At 64.1% G+C, this 16,780-nt stretch carries 17 protein-coding genes; 14 read left to right on the top strand and 3 right to left on the bottom strand.

All coding sequences use genetic code 11. The features are described 5' to 3' along the window. Positions 1-116: 116 nt before the first annotated feature. From ACN9MU_RS24375 to ACN9MU_RS24330, 10 genes are all read left to right on the top strand, one after another. A complete protein-coding gene (locus ACN9MU_RS24375) occupies positions 117-578 on the top strand; it encodes a hypothetical protein (RefSeq protein WP_426163379.1) in 462 nt (153 codons plus the stop codon). 240 nt (positions 579-818) lie between these two features. Continuing rightward, entirely contained in the window at positions 819-1,199 is a 381-nt protein-coding gene (rpsF, locus tag ACN9MU_RS24370) for a 30S ribosomal protein S6 (protein WP_090438998.1), read from the top strand. Positions 1,200-1,217: 18 nt separating this feature from the next. After that, the gene (priB, locus tag ACN9MU_RS24365) at positions 1,218-1,511 is read left to right on the top strand and encodes a primosomal replication protein N (protein WP_028104934.1); all 294 of its coding nucleotides are present in this window, start codon (positions 1,218-1,220) and stop codon (positions 1,509-1,511) included. A 31-nt stretch (positions 1,512-1,542) separates the two neighbouring features. Next, positions 1,543-1,833, top strand: a complete 291-nt coding sequence (gene rpsR / locus ACN9MU_RS24360; RefSeq protein WP_057259638.1) for a 30S ribosomal protein S18 — start codon at positions 1,543-1,545, stop codon at positions 1,831-1,833. 34 nt (positions 1,834-1,867) lie between these two features. Further along, the gene (gene rplI / locus ACN9MU_RS24355) at positions 1,868-2,320 is read left to right on the top strand and encodes a 50S ribosomal protein L9 (protein ID WP_055931250.1); all 453 of its coding nucleotides are present in this window, start codon (positions 1,868-1,870) and stop codon (positions 2,318-2,320) included. A 96-nt stretch (positions 2,321-2,416) separates the two neighbouring features. Further along, on the top strand, positions 2,417-3,808 hold the full coding sequence (locus tag ACN9MU_RS24350) for a replicative DNA helicase (RefSeq protein ID WP_130312785.1): 1,392 nt from the start codon (positions 2,417-2,419) through the stop codon (positions 3,806-3,808). Positions 3,809-3,874: 66 nt separating this feature from the next. Next, positions 3,875-4,501: a DUF47 domain-containing protein gene (locus tag ACN9MU_RS24345; protein ID WP_426163373.1), complete on the top strand. Its 627-nt coding sequence runs from the start codon at positions 3,875-3,877 to the stop codon at positions 4,499-4,501. 16 nt (positions 4,502-4,517) lie between these two features. Then, positions 4,518-5,528, top strand: coding sequence for an anion permease (locus ACN9MU_RS24340; RefSeq protein WP_426163371.1), 1,011 nt, complete (start codon positions 4,518-4,520; stop codon positions 5,526-5,528). A 71-nt stretch (positions 5,529-5,599) separates the two neighbouring features. Further along, the gene (locus tag ACN9MU_RS24335; protein WP_426163369.1) at positions 5,600-6,160 is read left to right on the top strand and encodes a helix-turn-helix domain-containing protein; all 561 of its coding nucleotides are present in this window, start codon (positions 5,600-5,602) and stop codon (positions 6,158-6,160) included. Then, positions 6,148-6,750, top strand: coding sequence for a GNAT family N-acetyltransferase (locus ACN9MU_RS24330; protein WP_426318817.1), 603 nt, complete (start codon positions 6,148-6,150; stop codon positions 6,748-6,750). Before ACN9MU_RS24335 ends, ACN9MU_RS24330 begins: the two co-directional genes overlap by 13 nt. Here ACN9MU_RS24330 and ACN9MU_RS24325 read toward each other — a convergent pair. From ACN9MU_RS24325 to ACN9MU_RS24315, 3 genes are read right to left on the bottom strand one after another with little or no spacing between them, the layout of a single operon-like run. Next, complete coding sequence (locus ACN9MU_RS24325; RefSeq protein ID WP_426318816.1) at positions 6,747-7,139, bottom strand: VOC family protein; 393 nt, start codon at positions 7,137-7,139, stop codon at positions 6,747-6,749. The two genes, ACN9MU_RS24330 and ACN9MU_RS24325, sit on opposite strands and share 4 nt — an antisense overlap. Beyond that, complete coding sequence (locus tag ACN9MU_RS24320; protein WP_426318815.1) at positions 7,136-9,499, bottom strand: GspE/PulE family protein; 2,364 nt, start codon at positions 9,497-9,499, stop codon at positions 7,136-7,138. Before ACN9MU_RS24320 ends, ACN9MU_RS24325 begins: the two co-directional genes overlap by 4 nt. 10 nt (positions 9,500-9,509) lie before the next feature. Continuing rightward, a complete protein-coding gene (locus tag ACN9MU_RS24315; RefSeq protein WP_426163360.1) occupies positions 9,510-10,355 on the bottom strand; it encodes an MBL fold metallo-hydrolase in 846 nt (281 codons plus the stop codon). A gap of 101 nt (positions 10,356-10,456) precedes the next feature. Between ACN9MU_RS24315 and ACN9MU_RS24310 the strand changes: the two genes are divergently transcribed. The 4 genes from ACN9MU_RS24310 (at position 10,457) to ACN9MU_RS24295 (ending at position 16,777) form a co-directional block, all read left to right on the top strand. Continuing rightward, positions 10,457-12,061 carry a GAF and HD-GYP domain-containing protein gene (locus ACN9MU_RS24310; protein ID WP_426318814.1) on the top strand — a complete coding sequence of 535 codons (1,605 nt, stop codon included), beginning with the start codon at positions 10,457-10,459 and terminating at the stop codon, positions 12,059-12,061. Further along, a complete protein-coding gene (locus tag ACN9MU_RS24305; RefSeq protein WP_426337660.1) occupies positions 12,061-14,316 on the top strand; it encodes a CHASE2 domain-containing protein in 2,256 nt (751 codons plus the stop codon). The genes ACN9MU_RS24310 and ACN9MU_RS24305 overlap by 1 nt, the downstream gene beginning before the upstream one ends. Positions 14,317-14,443: 127 nt before the next feature. Further along, on the top strand, positions 14,444-15,061 hold the full coding sequence (locus ACN9MU_RS24300) for a hypothetical protein (protein ID WP_426163356.1): 618 nt from the start codon (positions 14,444-14,446) through the stop codon (positions 15,059-15,061). A gap of 135 nt (positions 15,062-15,196) precedes the next feature. Then, positions 15,197-16,777 carry a ShlB/FhaC/HecB family hemolysin secretion/activation protein gene (locus tag ACN9MU_RS24295; RefSeq protein WP_426318813.1) on the top strand — a complete coding sequence of 527 codons (1,581 nt, stop codon included), beginning with the start codon at positions 15,197-15,199 and terminating at the stop codon, positions 16,775-16,777. Positions 16,778-16,780: the final 3 nt, after the last annotated feature.

The following is a 16,780-nucleotide window of genomic DNA, read 5'->3' as shown; positions in this document are numbered from 1 at the left end:
CTGTGGATATAGACAGTCTGTATTTTTGTACAGTATGAAAGGAATTGCAAGCAAATTTGTTGCAATGACAGAAAATATTCGGCTTAATAATGTTTCGACAACCATTGGAGGGCAGGATGGGACGGTTTGCTTTCTTGCTGGCGGCGGGGATTTCCTTGTTCGGTGCCGTGATTCATTTCGCGGCGCCTTGGCTGGGGCCGGAGTGGTATGCCTTCCTGCAGGCGCCGCCCAAGGTCGTTGCATCAGCCCGCGCCGGGACGTGGTTCGCGCCGGCTGGCGCGGTAGTCATAGGGGCCTTGATGTTGATCTGCTCCTTGTATGCGCTGGCTGGCGCAGGGCGCTTGCGCTGGTTGCCATTTGCGCAAATGGCGCAGGGCACGATTGCTGCGATTTGCCTGCTGCGCGGGCTGCTGGTGGTGCCTTACTTGTACAAATTCCCCGATCGTGTGTGGACGTTTGATGTGGTCGCCTCCCTGGTCTGGCTGGCGGCCGGGCTCGGGTTCCTCGCCGGGATCTTGCAATCGTCTGAGGCGACGCAGCCTGCCATGGCGGCGAGGGGCGAAGCCTCAGGCGATTAAGCCGCAGGCAAGCAGCGCGTCATCCAGGGTTCTTACCCGGAGCAATGCAAGGGCGCAGCTTCCAGGCGGCGTCGACTGGTCCATGCCCCGGCATGCCAGCCCAGCGGGCAGGGGGCTTTGCGCGCCATCAGTAAACCTTGAGCCGGCCGGCAAAGTCTGCTATGCTTGCGGGCTTACCTCTTCCCACACCCGTCTTGACGCCGGGGTGGGCTATATTCACAGTCCTTAAGGGAGTTATTAATGCGTCACTACGAAATCGTATTTATCGTCCACCCGGACCAAAGCGAGCAAGTGCCCGCGATGATCGAACGTTACAAGACCAGCGTGACCTCGCGCGGCGGTAACGTGCACCGTGTTGAAGATTGGGGCCGCCGTCAAATGGCGTACTCGATCCAGAAACTGGCCAAGGCACACTACATCTGCCTGAACATCGAATGCGACAACGAGACCCTGGTTGAGCTGGAAACCGCATTCAAATTCAATGATGCCGTGCTGCGTCACCTGACCGTCAAGATGAAGAAAGCGGAAACCGCTCCTTCCCCGATGATGAAGTCGGTCCAGCGTGAAGACGCGGCCAAGAGCCATCGCGCCGAAGCCCCAGCAGCTCCTGCAGCGGCCTAATTCCTGACAGGAGACGGTCTGTACAACCAGCTCCGGGTTACCGCCCTGATCGCCGAACGGGATGAGATTCGATACACCCCGGCCGGCCTGCCGATTGTGAATGCAAGCTTGCAGCACAGTTCGCAGCAGACAGAGGCAGGCATTGCCCGACTGACCGAGTTTGAAGTCCCTGCCGTTGCGGCAGGTGAGTTGTCAAAACGATTCAGTCAGGCGCCCCTTGGAGGCTTGTACGAGTTCACCGGTTTCCTGGCCAAGAAGAACCGCAATAGCAGAACCCTGGTGTTTCACATCATTGATTTTCGTGCTGTCTAAACAGCGCAATTTTTAAATACAGGAGCCTAAAATGGCATTCGGTAAAAAGTTCGACAAAAACAAGCTCAAGCTGAAAGAAAAGCGCAAGCAACAAAACCCACTGTTCAAGCGCAAGAAGTTCTGCCGCTTCACCGCCGCTGGCGTTGAGCAAGTGGACTACAAAGACGTAGACACCCTGAAAGATTTCATCCAGGAAAACGGCAAGATCATGCCAGCACGCCTGACCGGCACCAAGGCGCACTACCAGCGCCAAGTTGACACCGCGATCAAGCGCGCCCGCTACCTGGCCCTGCTGCCATACACCGATCTGCACCACGCTTAATTAGCGATCAGATCAGAGATCCTGGAGAATTAATATGCAAATCATCCTGCTGGAAAAAGTTGTTAACGTCGGCAACCTGGGCGACGTGGTGAAAGTGAAAGACGGCTACGCCCGTAACTTCCTGATCCCTCAGAAACTGGCACGCCGCGCTACCGCTGCTGCTGTTGCTGAATTCGAAGCCAAGCGCGCCGAACTGGAAAAAGCTGCTGCCGCCAAGCTGGCTGCTGCCCAAGCCCAAGGCGAGAAGCTGAACGGCATGACCGTGACCGTGTCGCAGAAAGCCGGCGTTGACGGCCGCCTGTTCGGTTCCGTGACCAACTTCGACATCGCTGAAGCCCTGACCAAAGCTGGCTTCGCAGTGGAAAAGTCCGCTGTGCGCCTGCCAACCGGTCCTCTGAAAACCACCGGCGAGTTCCCAGTGGCTGTTGCCCTGCACACCGACGTGGTCGCAGAAGTGACCGTGGCTGTTGTTGGCGAAGCTGCTTAATCAGCGTCGTAAATACAGCAAGAAAGCCGGGTTCGCCCGGCTTTTTTTATTTTCAGGGATTATTACGGCGTTGCCGAAGCAGGTATAATGCGCGCCATGAACGCCGCACCCCAGTCCGACCCACAAGTCGATTCCCTCCGCATCCCGCCGCACTCGATCGAGGCAGAGCAATCTGTCATCGGTGGTTTGTTGCGTGACAACGCGGCGTGGGACCGTATTGCGGACTTCATGAATGCGGAAGACTTCTACCGCTACGACCACCGCATCATCTTCGAGCAGATGATTCGCCTGATTAACTCGGGCAAGCCGGCCGACGTGGTGACCGTGTTCGAGGCCCTCAGCATGCTGGGCAAGGCGGAAGAGGTGGGCGGCATGGCCTACCTGAACGCCATGGCGCAGAACACCCCTTCGGCCGCCAATATCCGCCGCTATGCGGAAATCGTGCGTGACCGCGGCGTGCTGCGCAAGCTGATTACCGTGGCCGACGAAGTGTCGGGCAACGCCTTCAGCCCGCAGGGCAAGGACGTGAAGCAGATCCTGGACGAGGCGGAAGCAAAGATTTTCGCCATCGCCGAAGCCGGTTCGCGCGGCGCCGCCGGTTGGCTGCCGGTGCAGCCGCTGCTGACCCAGGTGGTGGAGCGTATCGACGAACTGTATTCGCGCGACTCCAGCTCCGAAATCACCGGCGTGCCGACCGGCTGGACCGACCTGGATAAAATGACTTCCGGCCTGCAGCCTGGCGACATGGTGGTTGTTGCTGGCAGGCCATCAATGGGCAAGACCGCATTTTCCATGAACATCGCCGAAAACGTGGCGGTGGAGGCGGGCCTGCCGGTCGCCGTGTTCTCGATGGAGATGGGCGGCGTGCAGCTGGCCATGCGTATGCTTGGCTCGGTCGGCCTGCTGGACCAGCACCGCCTGCGTACCGGCAAACTGATCGACGAGGATTGGCCGCGCCTGACGCACGCCATCCAGAAAATGAATGAAGCCCAGGTCTACATCGACGAGACCCCGGCACTGAACCCGATCGAGATGCGCGCCCGTGCGCGTCGCCTGGCCCGCCAATGCGGCAAGCTGGGCCTGATCGTGGTCGACTACCTGCAACTGATGCAGGGCAGCCAGCCGGGCGACAACCGCTCGGCCGAGATCTCCGAGATCTCGCGTTCCCTGAAGGGACTGGCCAAAGAGCTGCATTGCCCCGTCATTGCGCTATCCCAGCTGAACCGCTCGCTGGAACAACGTCCCAATAAACGTCCCGTTATGTCCGACCTGCGCGAATCCGGCGCTATCGAGCAGGACGCGGACGTGATCATTTTCCTGTATCGCGACGAAGTCTATAACCCGGACTCGCCGGATAAAGGTACCGCCGAGATCATTATCGGCAAGCAGCGTAACGGTCCAATCGGTGCGGTGCGCCTGACCTGGATCGGTGCGTACACCAAGTTTGGCAATTACACCGGTAACCTGTCGATCTACCAAGGCGACTGATTACCAGGCGGGCCACGCTGGGTGGCCATGCTGCAGTATCTACGAATCAACCAACGGAGAACAAAAATGTTTGGACGCTTGATGCCCTCGGAGGGCAAATTCTTTGACATGTTTAACCAGCATGCCGAACTTTGCGTGAAGGGCGCCAAAGAGATGCTGGGCCTGATGGCCAATTTCGACGACCTGGAAAACCGTGTCCACGCCATCGAAAGCATCGAAAAGCAGGCTGACAAGATCACCTACCAGGCGGTGGACCTGCTGCACAAAACTTTCATCACCCCGCTGGACCGCGACGACATCCACAAGCTGATCACCAAGATGGACGACATCCTGGACCTGATGGAAGACGCCGCCCAGACCGTGTCGCTGTACGACCTGCACTCCGTCACCCCGGAAGCCAAGCGCCTGGCCGAACTGGTCCTGGCCTGCACCGAAAAGGTGAAGGATGCCGTGGCCCTGCTGTCGAACATGGACAATGCGTCCCGGATCGTCGGCATCTGCGAAGAGATCGACCGCCTGGAATCGGACGCCGACCACGTGATGCGCGCTGCCATGTCCAAGCTGTTCCGCGACGAACCGGACGTGCGCAACCTGATCAAGATGAAGGCTATCTACGAGATCCTGGAAACCGTCACCGACCGCTGCGAAGATGTTGCCAACATCATCGAAGGCATCATCGTCGAAAACGCATAATTAAAAAGATCATTTCATGAGCAACCTCGAAATTAGCATCTGGGCGCTGGGGGCACTGGTCTTCCTCGCACTGGTGTTCGACTTCATGAACGGCTTCCACGACGCCGCGAATGCGATCGCCACGGTGGTGTCCACCGGCGTGCTGAAACCGCAGACCGCCGTGATGATGGCTGCCTTTTTCAACTTCATCGCGATATTCGTGGTCGGCCTGAAAGTGGCGACCACCATCGGCAAGGGAACCATCGAACCCTCGGTGATCGACCATTACGTCATCTTCGGCGCGCTGATAGGGGCGATCGTCTGGAACGTGATCACCTGGTACTACGGCATTCCATCCTCGTCCTCGCACGCCCTGATCGGCGGCCTGGTGGGCGCAGCGGTGGCCAAGTCCGGTACCGGCGCGCTGATCTCCGGCGGCTTGATCAAGACCGTGGTGTTCATCGTCGTGGCGCCGCTGCTGGGCTTCGTGCTTGGTTCGCTGATCATGCTGATCGTGTCGTGGGTCTTTGTGAAATCGACCCCGCGCAAAGTTGACGGCTGGTTCCGCCGGCTGCAGCTGCTGTCCGCGGCCGGCTACTCGCTGGGCCACGGCGGCAACGACGCGCAGAAGACCATGGGCATCATCTGGATGCTGCTGATCGCTTCCGGCCATGTGGCTGCCGGCGACGCGGCGCCGCCGGTGTGGGTCATCGTGGCCTGCTACGGCGCGATCTCGTTCGGCACGCTGTTCGGCGGCTGGCGTATCGTCAAGACCATGGGCCAGAAGATCACCAAGCTGAAACCGGTGGGCGGCTTCTGCGCCGAAACCGGCGGTGCGATCACCCTGCTGATGGCGTCCTTCTGGGGCGTTCCCGTCTCCACCACCCACACCATCACCGGCGCGATCGTCGGCGTGGGTTCGGCGCAGAAGATGTCGGCCGTGCGCTGGGGCGTGGCAGGAAATATCGTGTGGGCCTGGATCTTTACCATTCCTGCTTCCGCCTTCGTGGCGGCGGTGGCATGGTGGGTCGGCAAGCACATCATGTAATTCCCGAAGGGGCGCTGCGGCGCCCTTTTATTTTGCTCACAAATTCTCAAAATTGGGATATATTCTCAATTATGGGAAATTCATTCGAAGACCGCCTGGTGCGGCGCCTGGCCGGCTTGCGCGAAGAGCGCATGCTGTCGCTGGAGGAACTGGCTGCGCAGAGCGGCATCAGCCGCGCTACCTTGTCGCGCCTGGAGCGCGGCGAAACCAGCCCGACGGCGGAAATGCTGGGCAAGCTGTGCGCTGTTTACGGCATGCCGATGTCGCGCCTGATCGCGGAAGTGGAGCAGGCGCCGGTGCAGTTGATCCGCCGCGCCGAGCAGGCCGAGTGGCACGATCCGGCCACCGGATTCGTGCGCCGCATGGTGTCGCCGCCGGCGCGCGGCTTCCGGGCGGAGATGATCGAAGGACGGCTGCCGCCCGGCGCCGTGATCGAATACGCGCAGCCGCCGGTGAATGGCCTGGAGCAGCATATGTGGATGCTGTCGGGGGTGCTGGACTACACCATCGACGGCAGCCTGCACCGGCTGCAGCCGGGCGATTGCCTGCGCTTCCACCTGCATGGTGCGACGCGTTTTTCCTGTCCCGGGCCGGACCAGGCCCATTACCTGATTGCGATATGCGAACCATAGAACAACTGGATGGCGCCGGAGTGCTGGCGCACGCCGATCAATTGGCGGAAGTGCTGCGTGCCTGCGTGCTGGCCGGCGCCAGCGTAGGATTCGAACTGCCATGCCCGCGCGAGGAGGCGCGGGCGTTCTGGCTTGGCCTGCATGACGCCGTGGGGCGCGGCGAGCGCCGGCTGTTCATCGTGCGCGGCGCGGACGGGCGGATCGACGGTACGCTGCAACTGGTGCTGGCCGCCATGCCGAACAGCCGCCACCGCGCAGAACTGTCCAAGATGCTGGTGCACCCGCGCGCCCGCCGCCAAGGCGTGGCGCAGGCGTTGGTGCGTCACGCGGAGGCGACAGCGCGTGCCCTGGGCCGCACGCTGATCGTGCTCGACACCTGCAGCGGTGAACCGGCGGAAGGCATGTACCTGAAGCTTGGCTATGAGCGCTGCGGCGAGATCCCGCAATTCGCTACCATGCCGGACGGGCGCCTTGGCGCGACGACTTTCATGTACAAGCTGCTGCCGGGCGAGGCGGATGCGCTGGTGTTGACAGCGAAACTGGATGGCACGCTGCAGGCGATCACCGGCGACCGCGGCCGCACGCTTTAGGCCGGGTCGTGGCAGACCACGCACAGCTTGTTGCCGTGCGGGTCGCGGAAGTAGGCGCCGTAATAGTCGGGATGGTAGTGCGGTCGCAGGCCGGGCGGCCCTTCGCAGCTGCCGCCATGGGCCAGCGCCGCGGCGTAGGCGGCGTCGACGACCGCTCGCGATGGCGCCGCCAGGGCCACCATCTGGCCGTTGCCGGCGCCTGCCGCTTGGCCGTCGAACGGGCGGCCGACCAGGAATAGCGGACGGCCGCCTTCTGCCGGCTGCCAGCCGGCCCAGGGCCGCGTATCGTCGCGGAAGCGCAGCTTGTGGCCCAAGGCCGCCATCACGGCGCCATGGAAGCGGAAGGCTGCCTCGAAATCGGCGGCACCCAGGAAGATGTGGGAGATCATTTGATGCACACCTGGCGCACGGCCTTGATATCGGTAATACCCAGCAGGACCTTTTCGATCCCGTCCATTTTCAAAGTCAGCATGCCGTCTTCCAGCGCGGCCGCCAGCAACTGCGCGACGCGCGCATGCTCCTGCAGCAGCTTTTTCACGCGGTCGGTGCCGATCATCAATTCGTGCAGGCCGACGCGGCCGCGGTAGCCCTTGTTGCACTGTTCGCAGCCGACCGGCCGGTATAGCGTGAAGCGGCCTTCGGCGTCGGCATAGCGCTCGCGCCAGCCTGCCACTACCTGCTGGCGCGCGGCCAGCGCGTCACGCTGGAACGCGGAAGTGTTCTGCAGTTCTTCGCAGTATTCAGACAGCAGCAGGTCGAGTTCCGCTTCGCCCGGCTGGTAAGCCTCCTTGCAATTGCCGCACAAGCGCTTGGCCAGGCGCTGCGCCAGGATGCCGAGCAGCGCATCGGCGAAATTGAACGGGTCCATGCCCATGTCGAGCAGGCGCACCACCGATTCCGGCGCGCTGTTGGTGTGCAGGGTGGAGAACACCAGGTGGCCGGTCAGCGAAGCTTCGATGCCCATGCTGACGGTTTCCTTGTCGCGCATCTCGCCGACCATAATGATGTCCGGGTCGGCGCGCAGGAAGGCGCGCATCACGGTGGAAAATTCCAGGCCGGCCTTGCGGTTGACCTGCACCTGGCGCAAGCCTTTCTGCGTGATCTCCACCGGGTCTTCCGCGGTCCAGATCTTGGTTTCGGGCGTGTTCAGGTAGTTCAGCACCGAGTGCAGGGTGGTGGTCTTGCCGGAACCGGTCGGGCCGCATACGAAGAACAGGCCGTAGGGCTTTTCCACCGTGGCGCGCAGGCGGTCCAGGTTGGCCGGCAGCACGCCCAGCTTGTCGAGCGGGATCGGCTCGCCCGCCGCCAAGATACGCATCACCACGTCTTCGACGCCGCCGGCCGAAGGGATGGTGGCCACCCGCAATTCGATGTCGAGCGGGCCGTATTTCTTGAATTTGATCTTGCCATCCTGCGGCTTGCGGCGCTCGGAAATATCGAGGTCGCACATGATCTTGATGCGCGCCACCATGGCGGCCCGGTAGGAGGCTGGGATTTCGATGTAGGGCACCAGCACCCCGTCCTTGCGGAAGCGGATGCCGGTCTTGCCCTTGCCCGGCAGCGGTTCGATATGGATGTCCGACACGCCCTGGCGGTGCGCGTCGACGATGATCTTGTTGAGCAGCTTGACCAGCTCGTTCTCGACCGCTTCCGATACCTCCTGCGGCGCCTCGACGTCGCTGTCGCCATCCTCGCCCATGCCGGACAGCAGTTCGCCCACGCTGGTGGCATCGCCGGTGCCGAAGAACTGCCCCAGGGTCTGGGCGAATTCGGCGCGCGTGGTGACGCGGTAGTTGACGTGCACGCGCGGGAACACCTGGTTGACGATGTGCGACTGCATCACGCGGTCTGGGTCGATGGTCAGCACCAGCAGGCCGTCGCGGTTCTCCTCCAGTGGCAGCCAGCCCGACTCCTCGAGGTATTGCAGCGGAAGCTTTTTCAGCAAGTCGACCGGCCGCACGCGGTCGGGCCGCGCCGGCTCGTACGGGATGGTGTAGTACTTGGACAGTGCCGCGCCGAGGACTGCGGGCTTGACGTGGAAGTCCTGCACCAGCACCGCTTCCACATCGGCTTCCTTCTCGCGCGCGGTGCGCAGGGCTTGCTCCAGTTCCTGCGCCGACAGCACGCTGTCGGCCACCAGCGCATCGTAGCGGGTGCGCGGCAGCGGGGCCGGTTTCAGGCGCTGGCTGAAGGCCACGGCCAGGGTGTCGCCCAATTGGCGCACGCCTTCCAGCGCGATGGAGGAGAAGGGCTGGCCGTTGCGCGTATTGATGAACTGGACCACGCCCAGCAGGCGGTCATGGGCCATCGCCACCAGCGGCGCCACCAGCATCTGGCGCGTGCGGTAGCCGGTGCGCTGGTCGACGCCCTGCTGGAAGTGCAATTCGGGCGAAATGCGGCGCAATTCGTCGGCGTCATAGACGTCGCGGATGTTCAGCGTCTGGCGCGTCATGGCGACGTAGCCGGCAATGCTGGAAGCGTTGATGGCCAGCTTGAGGTCGCGGAAGCTGGTCATGCCGGTCTTCACCTTGGAGACGATATAGTTCTTCTCGTCGTTCATCGCATACAGGGTGAAGCGGTCGCATTCGAACAGGTCGCAGAACTCCATGCCCAGGTCGAGCATGATTTCGTCCAGGTTGCTGGTGGCGTGGATCTTGGTGGTGACGGCTTGCAGCTTGCGGAAGAAGGCCAGGCGGCGTTCGGTTTCGGCGCTGGAACTGGTATCAGGCAGTTGGTCGGTTTCGCTCATGCTTGCGGGCTCAAAGGTTGACTTCCAGTCCCTCGTAGGCGAGGAACACTTGCAGGCCGTCCAGTTGCCCGGCGTGGCGCGCCATGGCGTCGGCGAAAACGGCTTCCAACTCGTCGTCGCTGCGGGTCGGTTCGTGGTGGGTGCAGTACAGGCGGCGCACGCCGCAGCGCAGGGCCAGCGCCAGGGCGCTGTCGAAAGTGCCGTGGCCCCAGCCTACTTTGGACGGATATTCCTCGCGCGTGTAGGAGCAGTCGGCAATCAGCGCATCGACGCCCTGCACCATGGCATCGATGGCGGCTACGTGTTCGGCGCTGCCGGGCGGCTCGTGGTCGCCGGTGAAGAACAGCGACTTGCCGTTGCACTCGATGCGGTAGCCAAGGTCCGTCACCGGGTGGTTCATCAGCGCGTGGCGCACGCGGGCATCGCCTACCTCGACCGCATCGCCCGGCTCCAGCGTGCGGTACTCGATGGTTGCGCCCATCTGCGCTTCGCCGACCGGGAAGTAGCTGTACTGCAGCTGGACCCCCATCACGTGCTCGATGCCCTTGCCGCTGGCCGGGTCGCCGGCGCCGTGCAGGCGCACCCGGCTGTCTTTCAGGAACAAGGGAGAGAAGAAGGGCAGTCCGTGGATGTGGTCCCAGTGGCTATGGCTGATGAACAGGTTGGCTTCGATCGGGCGCCTGGCATCGGCCAGCAGGGATTGCGCCAGCGGAAACAGGCCGGTGCCGGCGTCCAGCACGATCAGGGTGCCGTCGTCGCTGCGTACTTCAATGCAAGTGGTGTTGCCGCCGTAGCGCACCGTACGAGGCCCGGGCGCCGGGATGGAGCCGCGCACGCCCCAGAACTTGAATTTCATCACGGGTCCCATGGTCGAATTGACAAGGGGATGATAGCGTTTTTTTGCCCGGCATCGGCAGTTTCTTGTGTGCGCCGGCGCGGCAGGGATACACTTGCCTCATGGAAGACTTGACCCCGACCCAGATAGCGGCTCGGCTGGAGCAGCTGACCGAACTGAGCGTCGCCCTTGGCGACGGGCAGGATACCGGCGTGCTGCTCGAGCGCATCCTGCTGGCGGCCAAGCACCTGACCCATGCCGACGGCGGCACCCTGTACCGTCCCGACGCCAGCCGCAGCAAGCTGCATTTCCATATCACCGTCAACGACACGCTGGGCCTGCACCTGGGCGGCAGCAGCGGCGCTGCCATCGATATCGCGCCAGTGCCGTTGGTCGATGCGCAGGGAGCGCCCAAGCTCGATTCGGTGGCGGCCTACGCCGCCAACCAGGGTTGCGCGGTGAATATCGACGATGTCTACCAGGCCAGCGAATTCAATTTTTCCGGCATGCGCCAGTTCGACCAGCGCTTTGCCTACCGCACCCGCTCGATCCTGACGGTGCCGATGCGCAATCATGAAGGCCAGTTGCTGGGCGTGCTGCAACTGGTCAACGCGCGCAACGCCGACGGCGTGTTCAGCGCCACCGACCAGCGCTTCATCGAGGCGCTGGCGGCGCAGGCGGCCGTAGCGCTGACCAAGCAACAATTGGTGGCCCAGCTGGAGCAACTGCTGGAAGCACTGGTCAACCTGATCAACATCGGCATCGACGAAAAGTCGCCGTACACCGGGCGCCATTGCCAGCTGGTGCCGGTATTGACCATGATGCTGGCCGACGCCGCGCACGCCGCCGATAGCGGCCCGCTGGCCGGCTTCCGCCTGTCCGAGGGCGAGCGCAAGCAGCTTTGGCTGGCCGGCCTGCTGCACGATTGCGGCAAGATCACGACCCCGGTGCACGTGGTGGACAAGGCCACCAAGCTGCAAACCATTTACGACCGCATCGGCCTGCTCGACACCCGCTTTGAGGTGCTGCTGCGCGACGCAGAACTGCGTGCGCTGCGCGCCGAGCTGGCCGGCGGCGAGCGCTCTGCGTTGCAGGCGGCGCTGGCGGCGGAGCAGGCCGGCTTGCGCGCCGAACGGGACTTCCTGCGCCTTGCCAATATCGGCGGAGAGGGCATGGCGCCGCAGGAGCAGCAGCGCGTGCGTGAGATCGCGCAGCGGCGCTGGATGGGGCCGGACGGACAGGAGCATGCCCTGCTCAGCGAAGACGAGGTGGAAAACCTGACCATCCGCTTCGGCACCCTGACCGAAGCCGAGCGCAAGGTGATCAACAACCACATCGTGGTCACGGTGCGCATGCTGGAATCGCTGCCCTGGCCGCACCACCTGCAGCAGGTGCCGGAATATGCGGGCGGCCACCACGAACGGATGGACGGCAAGGGCTATCCGCGCGGGCTGGTGCGCGAGCAGATGTCGGTGCCGGCGCGGGTGATGGCGATCGCCGATATTTTCGAGGCGCTGACCGCGCGCGACCGGCCCTACAAGAAAGGCAAGATGCTGTCCGAATCGCTGGAGATCCTCGGCAAGTTCAGCCTGAACGGGCATATCGATCCCGACCTGTTCGACATCTTCATCCGCCGCAAGGTTTACCTGGAATTTGCAAGGCAATACATGGACCCGCGCCAGGTTGACGCGGTCGATGAAACGCGCATCCCAGGGTACCGCCCGTGATGCGCAAGCTGTTGCAGCGCTACGGCGCGCGCTGGCTGCTGGGGCTACTGCTCACGGCGCTGGCGGTGCTGCAACTGGTGCAGGTGCTGCCGTCGGAATCGCTGGCGCGCATGGACAGCTTCTTTGCCGGGCTGCGCATGCGGCTGGAAAAGCCTGAACTGGACCCGCGCATCGTGATCGTCGATATCGACGAGCGCAGCCTGGCCGAAGTGGGGCGCTTTCCCTGGAGCCGCGACAAGATCGCGCGCCTGGTCGAACAATTGACCGGTCCTTATCAGGCGGCAGCGGTGGGCTTTGATATTTCCTTCCCTGAGCCCGATACCAGTTCCGGCTATGGCGTGCTGGAGCAGCTGGCGCAAGGTGAATTGCACGCGGTGCCGGGGCTGGCGCGCGCACTGGCGGGCTTGCAGCCGCAGCTCGATTACGACGGCCGGCTGGCGGCAGCCATGCGCGGCCAGCCGGTGGTGCTGGGCTACAGCCTGTCGGGCAGCCAGCGCAAGGGCGTGCTGCCGGCGCCGGCTTTCACGGTCGAGAGCCTGAACGGGCGTACGCTGGATGCTTACACGGCCCAGGGCTACGAAGCCAATATCGCGCGGCTGCAGGAGGCGGCGCAGGGCGCCGGCATCTTCACCGCTCTGGTCGACAGCGACGGCCTGGTGCGCTCCTCGGCGCTGCTGCAGCGCATCGGCGACGGCTATTACCCGACCTTGGCGCTGGCCACGGTGTCGGCCGCACTGGGCGGGCGCGCCATTGCGCCGCTGTGGCAGGGCACGGTCGATACGCTCAGTGCCGCCGAGCGCCAGGCCGGCGGCCTGGATGCCATCGCCCTGTTCCACCGCGAAGGACAATTGCGCATCCCGGTCGGGGAGGCCCTGGCCAACACCGTGCAATTCCGCGGGCGCGGCGGGCCGGCCGGCGGCGCCTTCCGCTATGTGCCGGCAGCCGACGTGCTGGCCGGGCGCGCCAGGCCGGACCTGCTGGCCGGGGCCATCGTGCTGGTCGGGACCAGCGCACCGGGCTTGAACGACTTGCGCGCAACGCCGGTGAATGCCGAGTACCCGGGGGTGGAAATCCATGCCAACCTGGTCAAGTCGATCCTGGATGACAGTTTCAAGCAGCGGCCCGACGTGGCCACCCAGATCGAAGTCCTGCAAGCCCTGGTGCTGGGCGGGCTGCTGGCGCTGGCCTTGCCGGTGCTGGCGCCGGCCTGGGGCATCCTGCTGTCGCTGGCGGCGCTGGCCGGGACGGTGGCGCTGAACTTCCTGCTGTACCGCCGCTACGACGCCGTGCTCAATATGGCCACCTTGCTGCTGCTGGGGATCGGGCTGTTCGTGCTGAACCTGGCTTGGGGCTATTTCTTCGAGGTGCGCCGCGGGCGTGCCCTGGTGTCGCGCTTTGGCGAATATGTCGCGCCGGAACTGGTGGCGGAAATGGCGGAAAACCCGGCGGCCTACAGCATGGAAGGGGCCAGCCGCGAACTGAGCGTGATGTTCGTCGACGTGCGCGGCTTCACCACTATTGCCGAGAGCCTGTCGCCGCAGGAACTGCGCGAATACATCAACCGCTACCTGACGGCCATGTCGGAAGAGATCCGCGACCGCCACCGCGGCACCCTCGACAAATATATTGGCGATGCGGTGATGGCGTTCTGGGGGGCGCCGCTGGCTTGCGCCGACCACGCCGCGCGGGCGGTGGCAACGGCCCTCGAGATGCAGGCCAGCGCCCGGCGCCTGAGCGTGGAATTCGAGCAGCGCGGCTGGCCGGCGTTGCGCATCGGCATCGGCATCAATACCGGGCCGATGCACGTGGGCGACATGGGGTCGCGCATCCGCCGCGCCTATACGGTGATGGGCGATGCGGTCAACCTGGCATCGCGGCTGGAGGGCATCACCAAGGTGTACGGGGCGGGAATTGTCGTCGGCGCCGCAACGCGTGCGGCGGCGCCCGGATTCGCCTGGCGCGAACTGGACCTGGTGCGGGTGAAGGGCAAGCTGGAGCCTGTGGCCATCTTCGAGCCGCTCGGGCTGGAAGGCGGGCAGGGCGCCGCGGTGCGCGCCGAACTGGAACGTTGGCATGAAGTGCTGGCCCTGGTGCGCGCCCAGCAGTGGCAGGCGGCCCACGACGCGCTGGCGCCGCTGGCTGCGGCAGCCCCGCATGCCACCTTGTATTCCCTCTACCTTGAACGCATCGCGCACTACCGCTTGCAGCCGCCCGGACCAGGCTGGGATGGCGTCACAAATTTCGACAGCAAATAAGCAACACTCAACTGTGCGTGCGCACCGCCAGGCGTACAATGAGGCTGTGGTTAAGGCCTTTATGTCCTAAACTGAAGGTAACAAGAGTTGCTCGTTTGCCAGGCAATTGCATGCCGGGAGAACCATCATGAAGCCTTGCCTTGTGTCGATCCTGGCCCTGGCCGCCTGCACCGGTGCGCTGGCCGCACCGCCCAGCACCGAACGCGACCGCGACCGCAACGCGCCTGCCTTTGATTTCTCCGCCACCAGCTATCCGCAGTCGAATTTGCCCGGCCTGCCTGGCAGCATGCCGACCATGCGCCTGGCTGCTTCGCTGACCCAGGCGCTGCCGCGCGACTTCCTGGTGCGAGCCAGCGTCAACACCCAGTACAGCCCCGGCGACGTCGCGCTGCTGGACAGCCTGGCGCCGGCGCCGATGACCGCGCTGCGCCTGATGGCAAACCGGGACACCATCCGCGATGGCGGCCTGGGCAGCAATGTCGAACTGTATTCCCCGGACCTGTGCCTGGGCGCCGGACGCCATTGCCGCGCACTGCTGTATTACGACCGCAATGCGCTGCGCTACAACCGGGCGTCGAACGGCCAGCTGCGCAGCCGCAACGTGGGCAGCGCCGGCATCGGCGTACGCATGAAACTGGACAGGCATTCCAGCATGCAGCTGGACCTGGGGCGGGTGGTGCGTTCCGACATCATGCCTGACGATGCGCGCAGCCGCGTGACGCTGCGCTACGGCTATGCATGGTGAGCTGGCGCCAGCCTGTCCATTTGCGAAAAAACATCAGTCCCCCGCGTTCCGACTTCCTCGCCATTTGCAAGCAGCGATTTTCGCGCCGCAACGCGCGACAATGGCTGCTGCCCACCTTTACCCTGAACAGAAAATATGAAACGACGCCTCGCGTTCCTGTTTGCTGTCACCCTTTGCACTGCGGCTTCTTCTGCTCCCGCGCCTGATCCTGTCCCCGACCCCGGCATCGTTCGATTCGATATCGAGCGGTACGATGTGCGCGGCAATACACTGCTGCCGCCGGAGCAGGTGGCGCGCGTGCTGGCGCCATTCACCGGCCGCGGGCGCGATTTCGGCGATGTGCAACAGGCGCTGGAAGCCCTGACTGCCGCCTACCATGCTGCCGGTTACGCGCTGGTCGCGGTTACGCTGCCCGAGCAGGAACTGGCGCGCGGCGTGGTGCGGCTGGACGTGGTTCAGACGCGCATCGGCCAGGTCCGGGTGCACGGCCAGCGTTATGTCGACGAGGCCAATGTGCGGCGTGCGCTGCCGCCGTTGCGCGAAGGCCAGGTACCGGATATGGAGGCGATCTCGGCGGCATTGAAGCTGGCCAACGAGCATCCGGCGCGCCAGGTCACCATGAAGCTGCAAAGCGGGGGGCGCGATGACGAAGTGGACGCCATGCTGGAAGTCGCCGACGAGCGGCCATGGAAGGTTTTGCTGAATGCCGACAATAGCGGTACGGAGCAGACCGGCCGCGCGCGCATCGGCGTGGGGCTGCAGCATGCCAACCTATTCGGGCTCGACCATGTGGCCAGCCTGCAGTACACCACTTCGGCGGAAGAGCCGGGGCGGGTCAAGGTCTATGGCCTGGGCTACCACATTCCGCTGTATCAGCTGGGCGATACGCTGGACCTGTACGCCAGCTATTCGAATGTCGACTCGGGCACCGTGGGCGTGGGCGCCTTCAATGTGGCGGTAAGCGGGCAGGGCACGGTGTTCGGCCTGCGCTACAGCCGCTACCTGGCGCGCAGGCCCGGTTACGAAGGGCGGCTATTGTTCGGTGCCGAGTCGAAGGCCTTCCGCAACAGCGTGGTGCTGCTGGGACAGGAGCTGGGCAACGACGTGACTGTGCGCCCGCTCAGCGTTGGCTACCTGGGCAACTGGAGTTCAGCGCAGGGCGACAGCGGCCTGTCGCTGACCCTGCTGCGCAATGTGCCAGGCGGCAAGCGCGGCGGCCAGGACGACTTCAACCGGGCACGCGCCGGGGCGCCCGACGATTACACCATCGTGCGGCTGGGCGCCAGCGTCAGCCGCCTGCTGCCGCAGGACTGGCAATGGCGTGCCATCTTCAATGGCCAGTACAGCGCTGACGCCCTGGTGCCGGGCGAACAATTCGGCGCCGGGGGCGCGGCTTCGGTGCGCGGCCTGCCCGAGCGCGAAATTGCCAACGACAAGGGGGCAGGCGTCAACCTGGAACTGTACACACCCAACTTGTGCGGCGAGCGCTGGCAATGCCGGTTGCTGGCCTTCCACGACCGTGCCCACGTGCGGCGCAACGATGCGTTGCCGGGCGAGCTGACGTCAGCCAGCGTGGCCAGCACGGGGCTCGGCCTGCGCCTGCTGCTGGGCAGCCAGGCCAACCTGCAACTCGATTATGGCCATGTGGTACAAGGCGGCCCCACCGGGCGCGACGGCAGCAGCAGGCTGCACCTGCGCATCGGTCTTGCTTATTGAGGA

It is taken from the genome of Pseudoduganella sp. R-32, assembly GCF_049913245.1.
GTDB lineage: Bacteria > Pseudomonadota > Gammaproteobacteria > Burkholderiales > Burkholderiaceae_D > Rugamonas.
Note: the sequence above shows the minus strand (reverse complement) of the source record. Positions and strands in the feature narration are given on the sequence as shown.

Coding starts and splice junctions, on each gene's coding strand:
- ACN9MU_RS24320 (WP_426318815.1), bottom strand. CDS start 9,499: ATGAGCGAAACCGACCAACTGCCTGATACCAGTTCCAGCGCCGAAACC.
- ACN9MU_RS24295 (WP_426318813.1), top strand. CDS start 15,197: ATGAAACGACGCCTCGCGTTCCTGTTTGCTGTCACCCTTTGCACTGCG.
- ACN9MU_RS24330 (WP_426318817.1), top strand. CDS start 6,148: ATGCGAACCATAGAACAACTGGATGGCGCCGGAGTGCTGGCGCACGCC.
- ACN9MU_RS24310 (WP_426318814.1), top strand. CDS start 10,457: ATGGAAGACTTGACCCCGACCCAGATAGCGGCTCGGCTGGAGCAGCTG.
- ACN9MU_RS24315 (WP_426163360.1), bottom strand. CDS start 10,355: ATGAAATTCAAGTTCTGGGGCGTGCGCGGCTCCATCCCGGCGCCCGGG.
- ACN9MU_RS24325 (WP_426318816.1), bottom strand. CDS start 7,139: ATGATCTCCCACATCTTCCTGGGTGCCGCCGATTTCGAGGCAGCCTTC.
- ACN9MU_RS24305 (WP_426337660.1), top strand. CDS start 12,061: ATGCGCAAGCTGTTGCAGCGCTACGGCGCGCGCTGGCTGCTGGGGCTA.
- ACN9MU_RS24345 (WP_426163373.1), top strand. CDS start 3,875: ATGTTTGGACGCTTGATGCCCTCGGAGGGCAAATTCTTTGACATGTTT.
- ACN9MU_RS24335 (WP_426163369.1), top strand. CDS start 5,600: ATGGGAAATTCATTCGAAGACCGCCTGGTGCGGCGCCTGGCCGGCTTG.
- rpsF (WP_090438998.1), top strand. CDS start 819: ATGCGTCACTACGAAATCGTATTTATCGTCCACCCGGACCAAAGCGAG.
- ACN9MU_RS24340 (WP_426163371.1), top strand. CDS start 4,518: ATGAGCAACCTCGAAATTAGCATCTGGGCGCTGGGGGCACTGGTCTTC.
- ACN9MU_RS24300 (WP_426163356.1), top strand. CDS start 14,444: ATGAAGCCTTGCCTTGTGTCGATCCTGGCCCTGGCCGCCTGCACCGGT.
- rplI (WP_055931250.1), top strand. CDS start 1,868: ATGCAAATCATCCTGCTGGAAAAAGTTGTTAACGTCGGCAACCTGGGC.
- ACN9MU_RS24375 (WP_426163379.1), top strand. CDS start 117: ATGGGACGGTTTGCTTTCTTGCTGGCGGCGGGGATTTCCTTGTTCGGT.
- rpsR (WP_057259638.1), top strand. CDS start 1,543: ATGGCATTCGGTAAAAAGTTCGACAAAAACAAGCTCAAGCTGAAAGAA.
- ACN9MU_RS24350 (WP_130312785.1), top strand. CDS start 2,417: ATGAACGCCGCACCCCAGTCCGACCCACAAGTCGATTCCCTCCGCATC.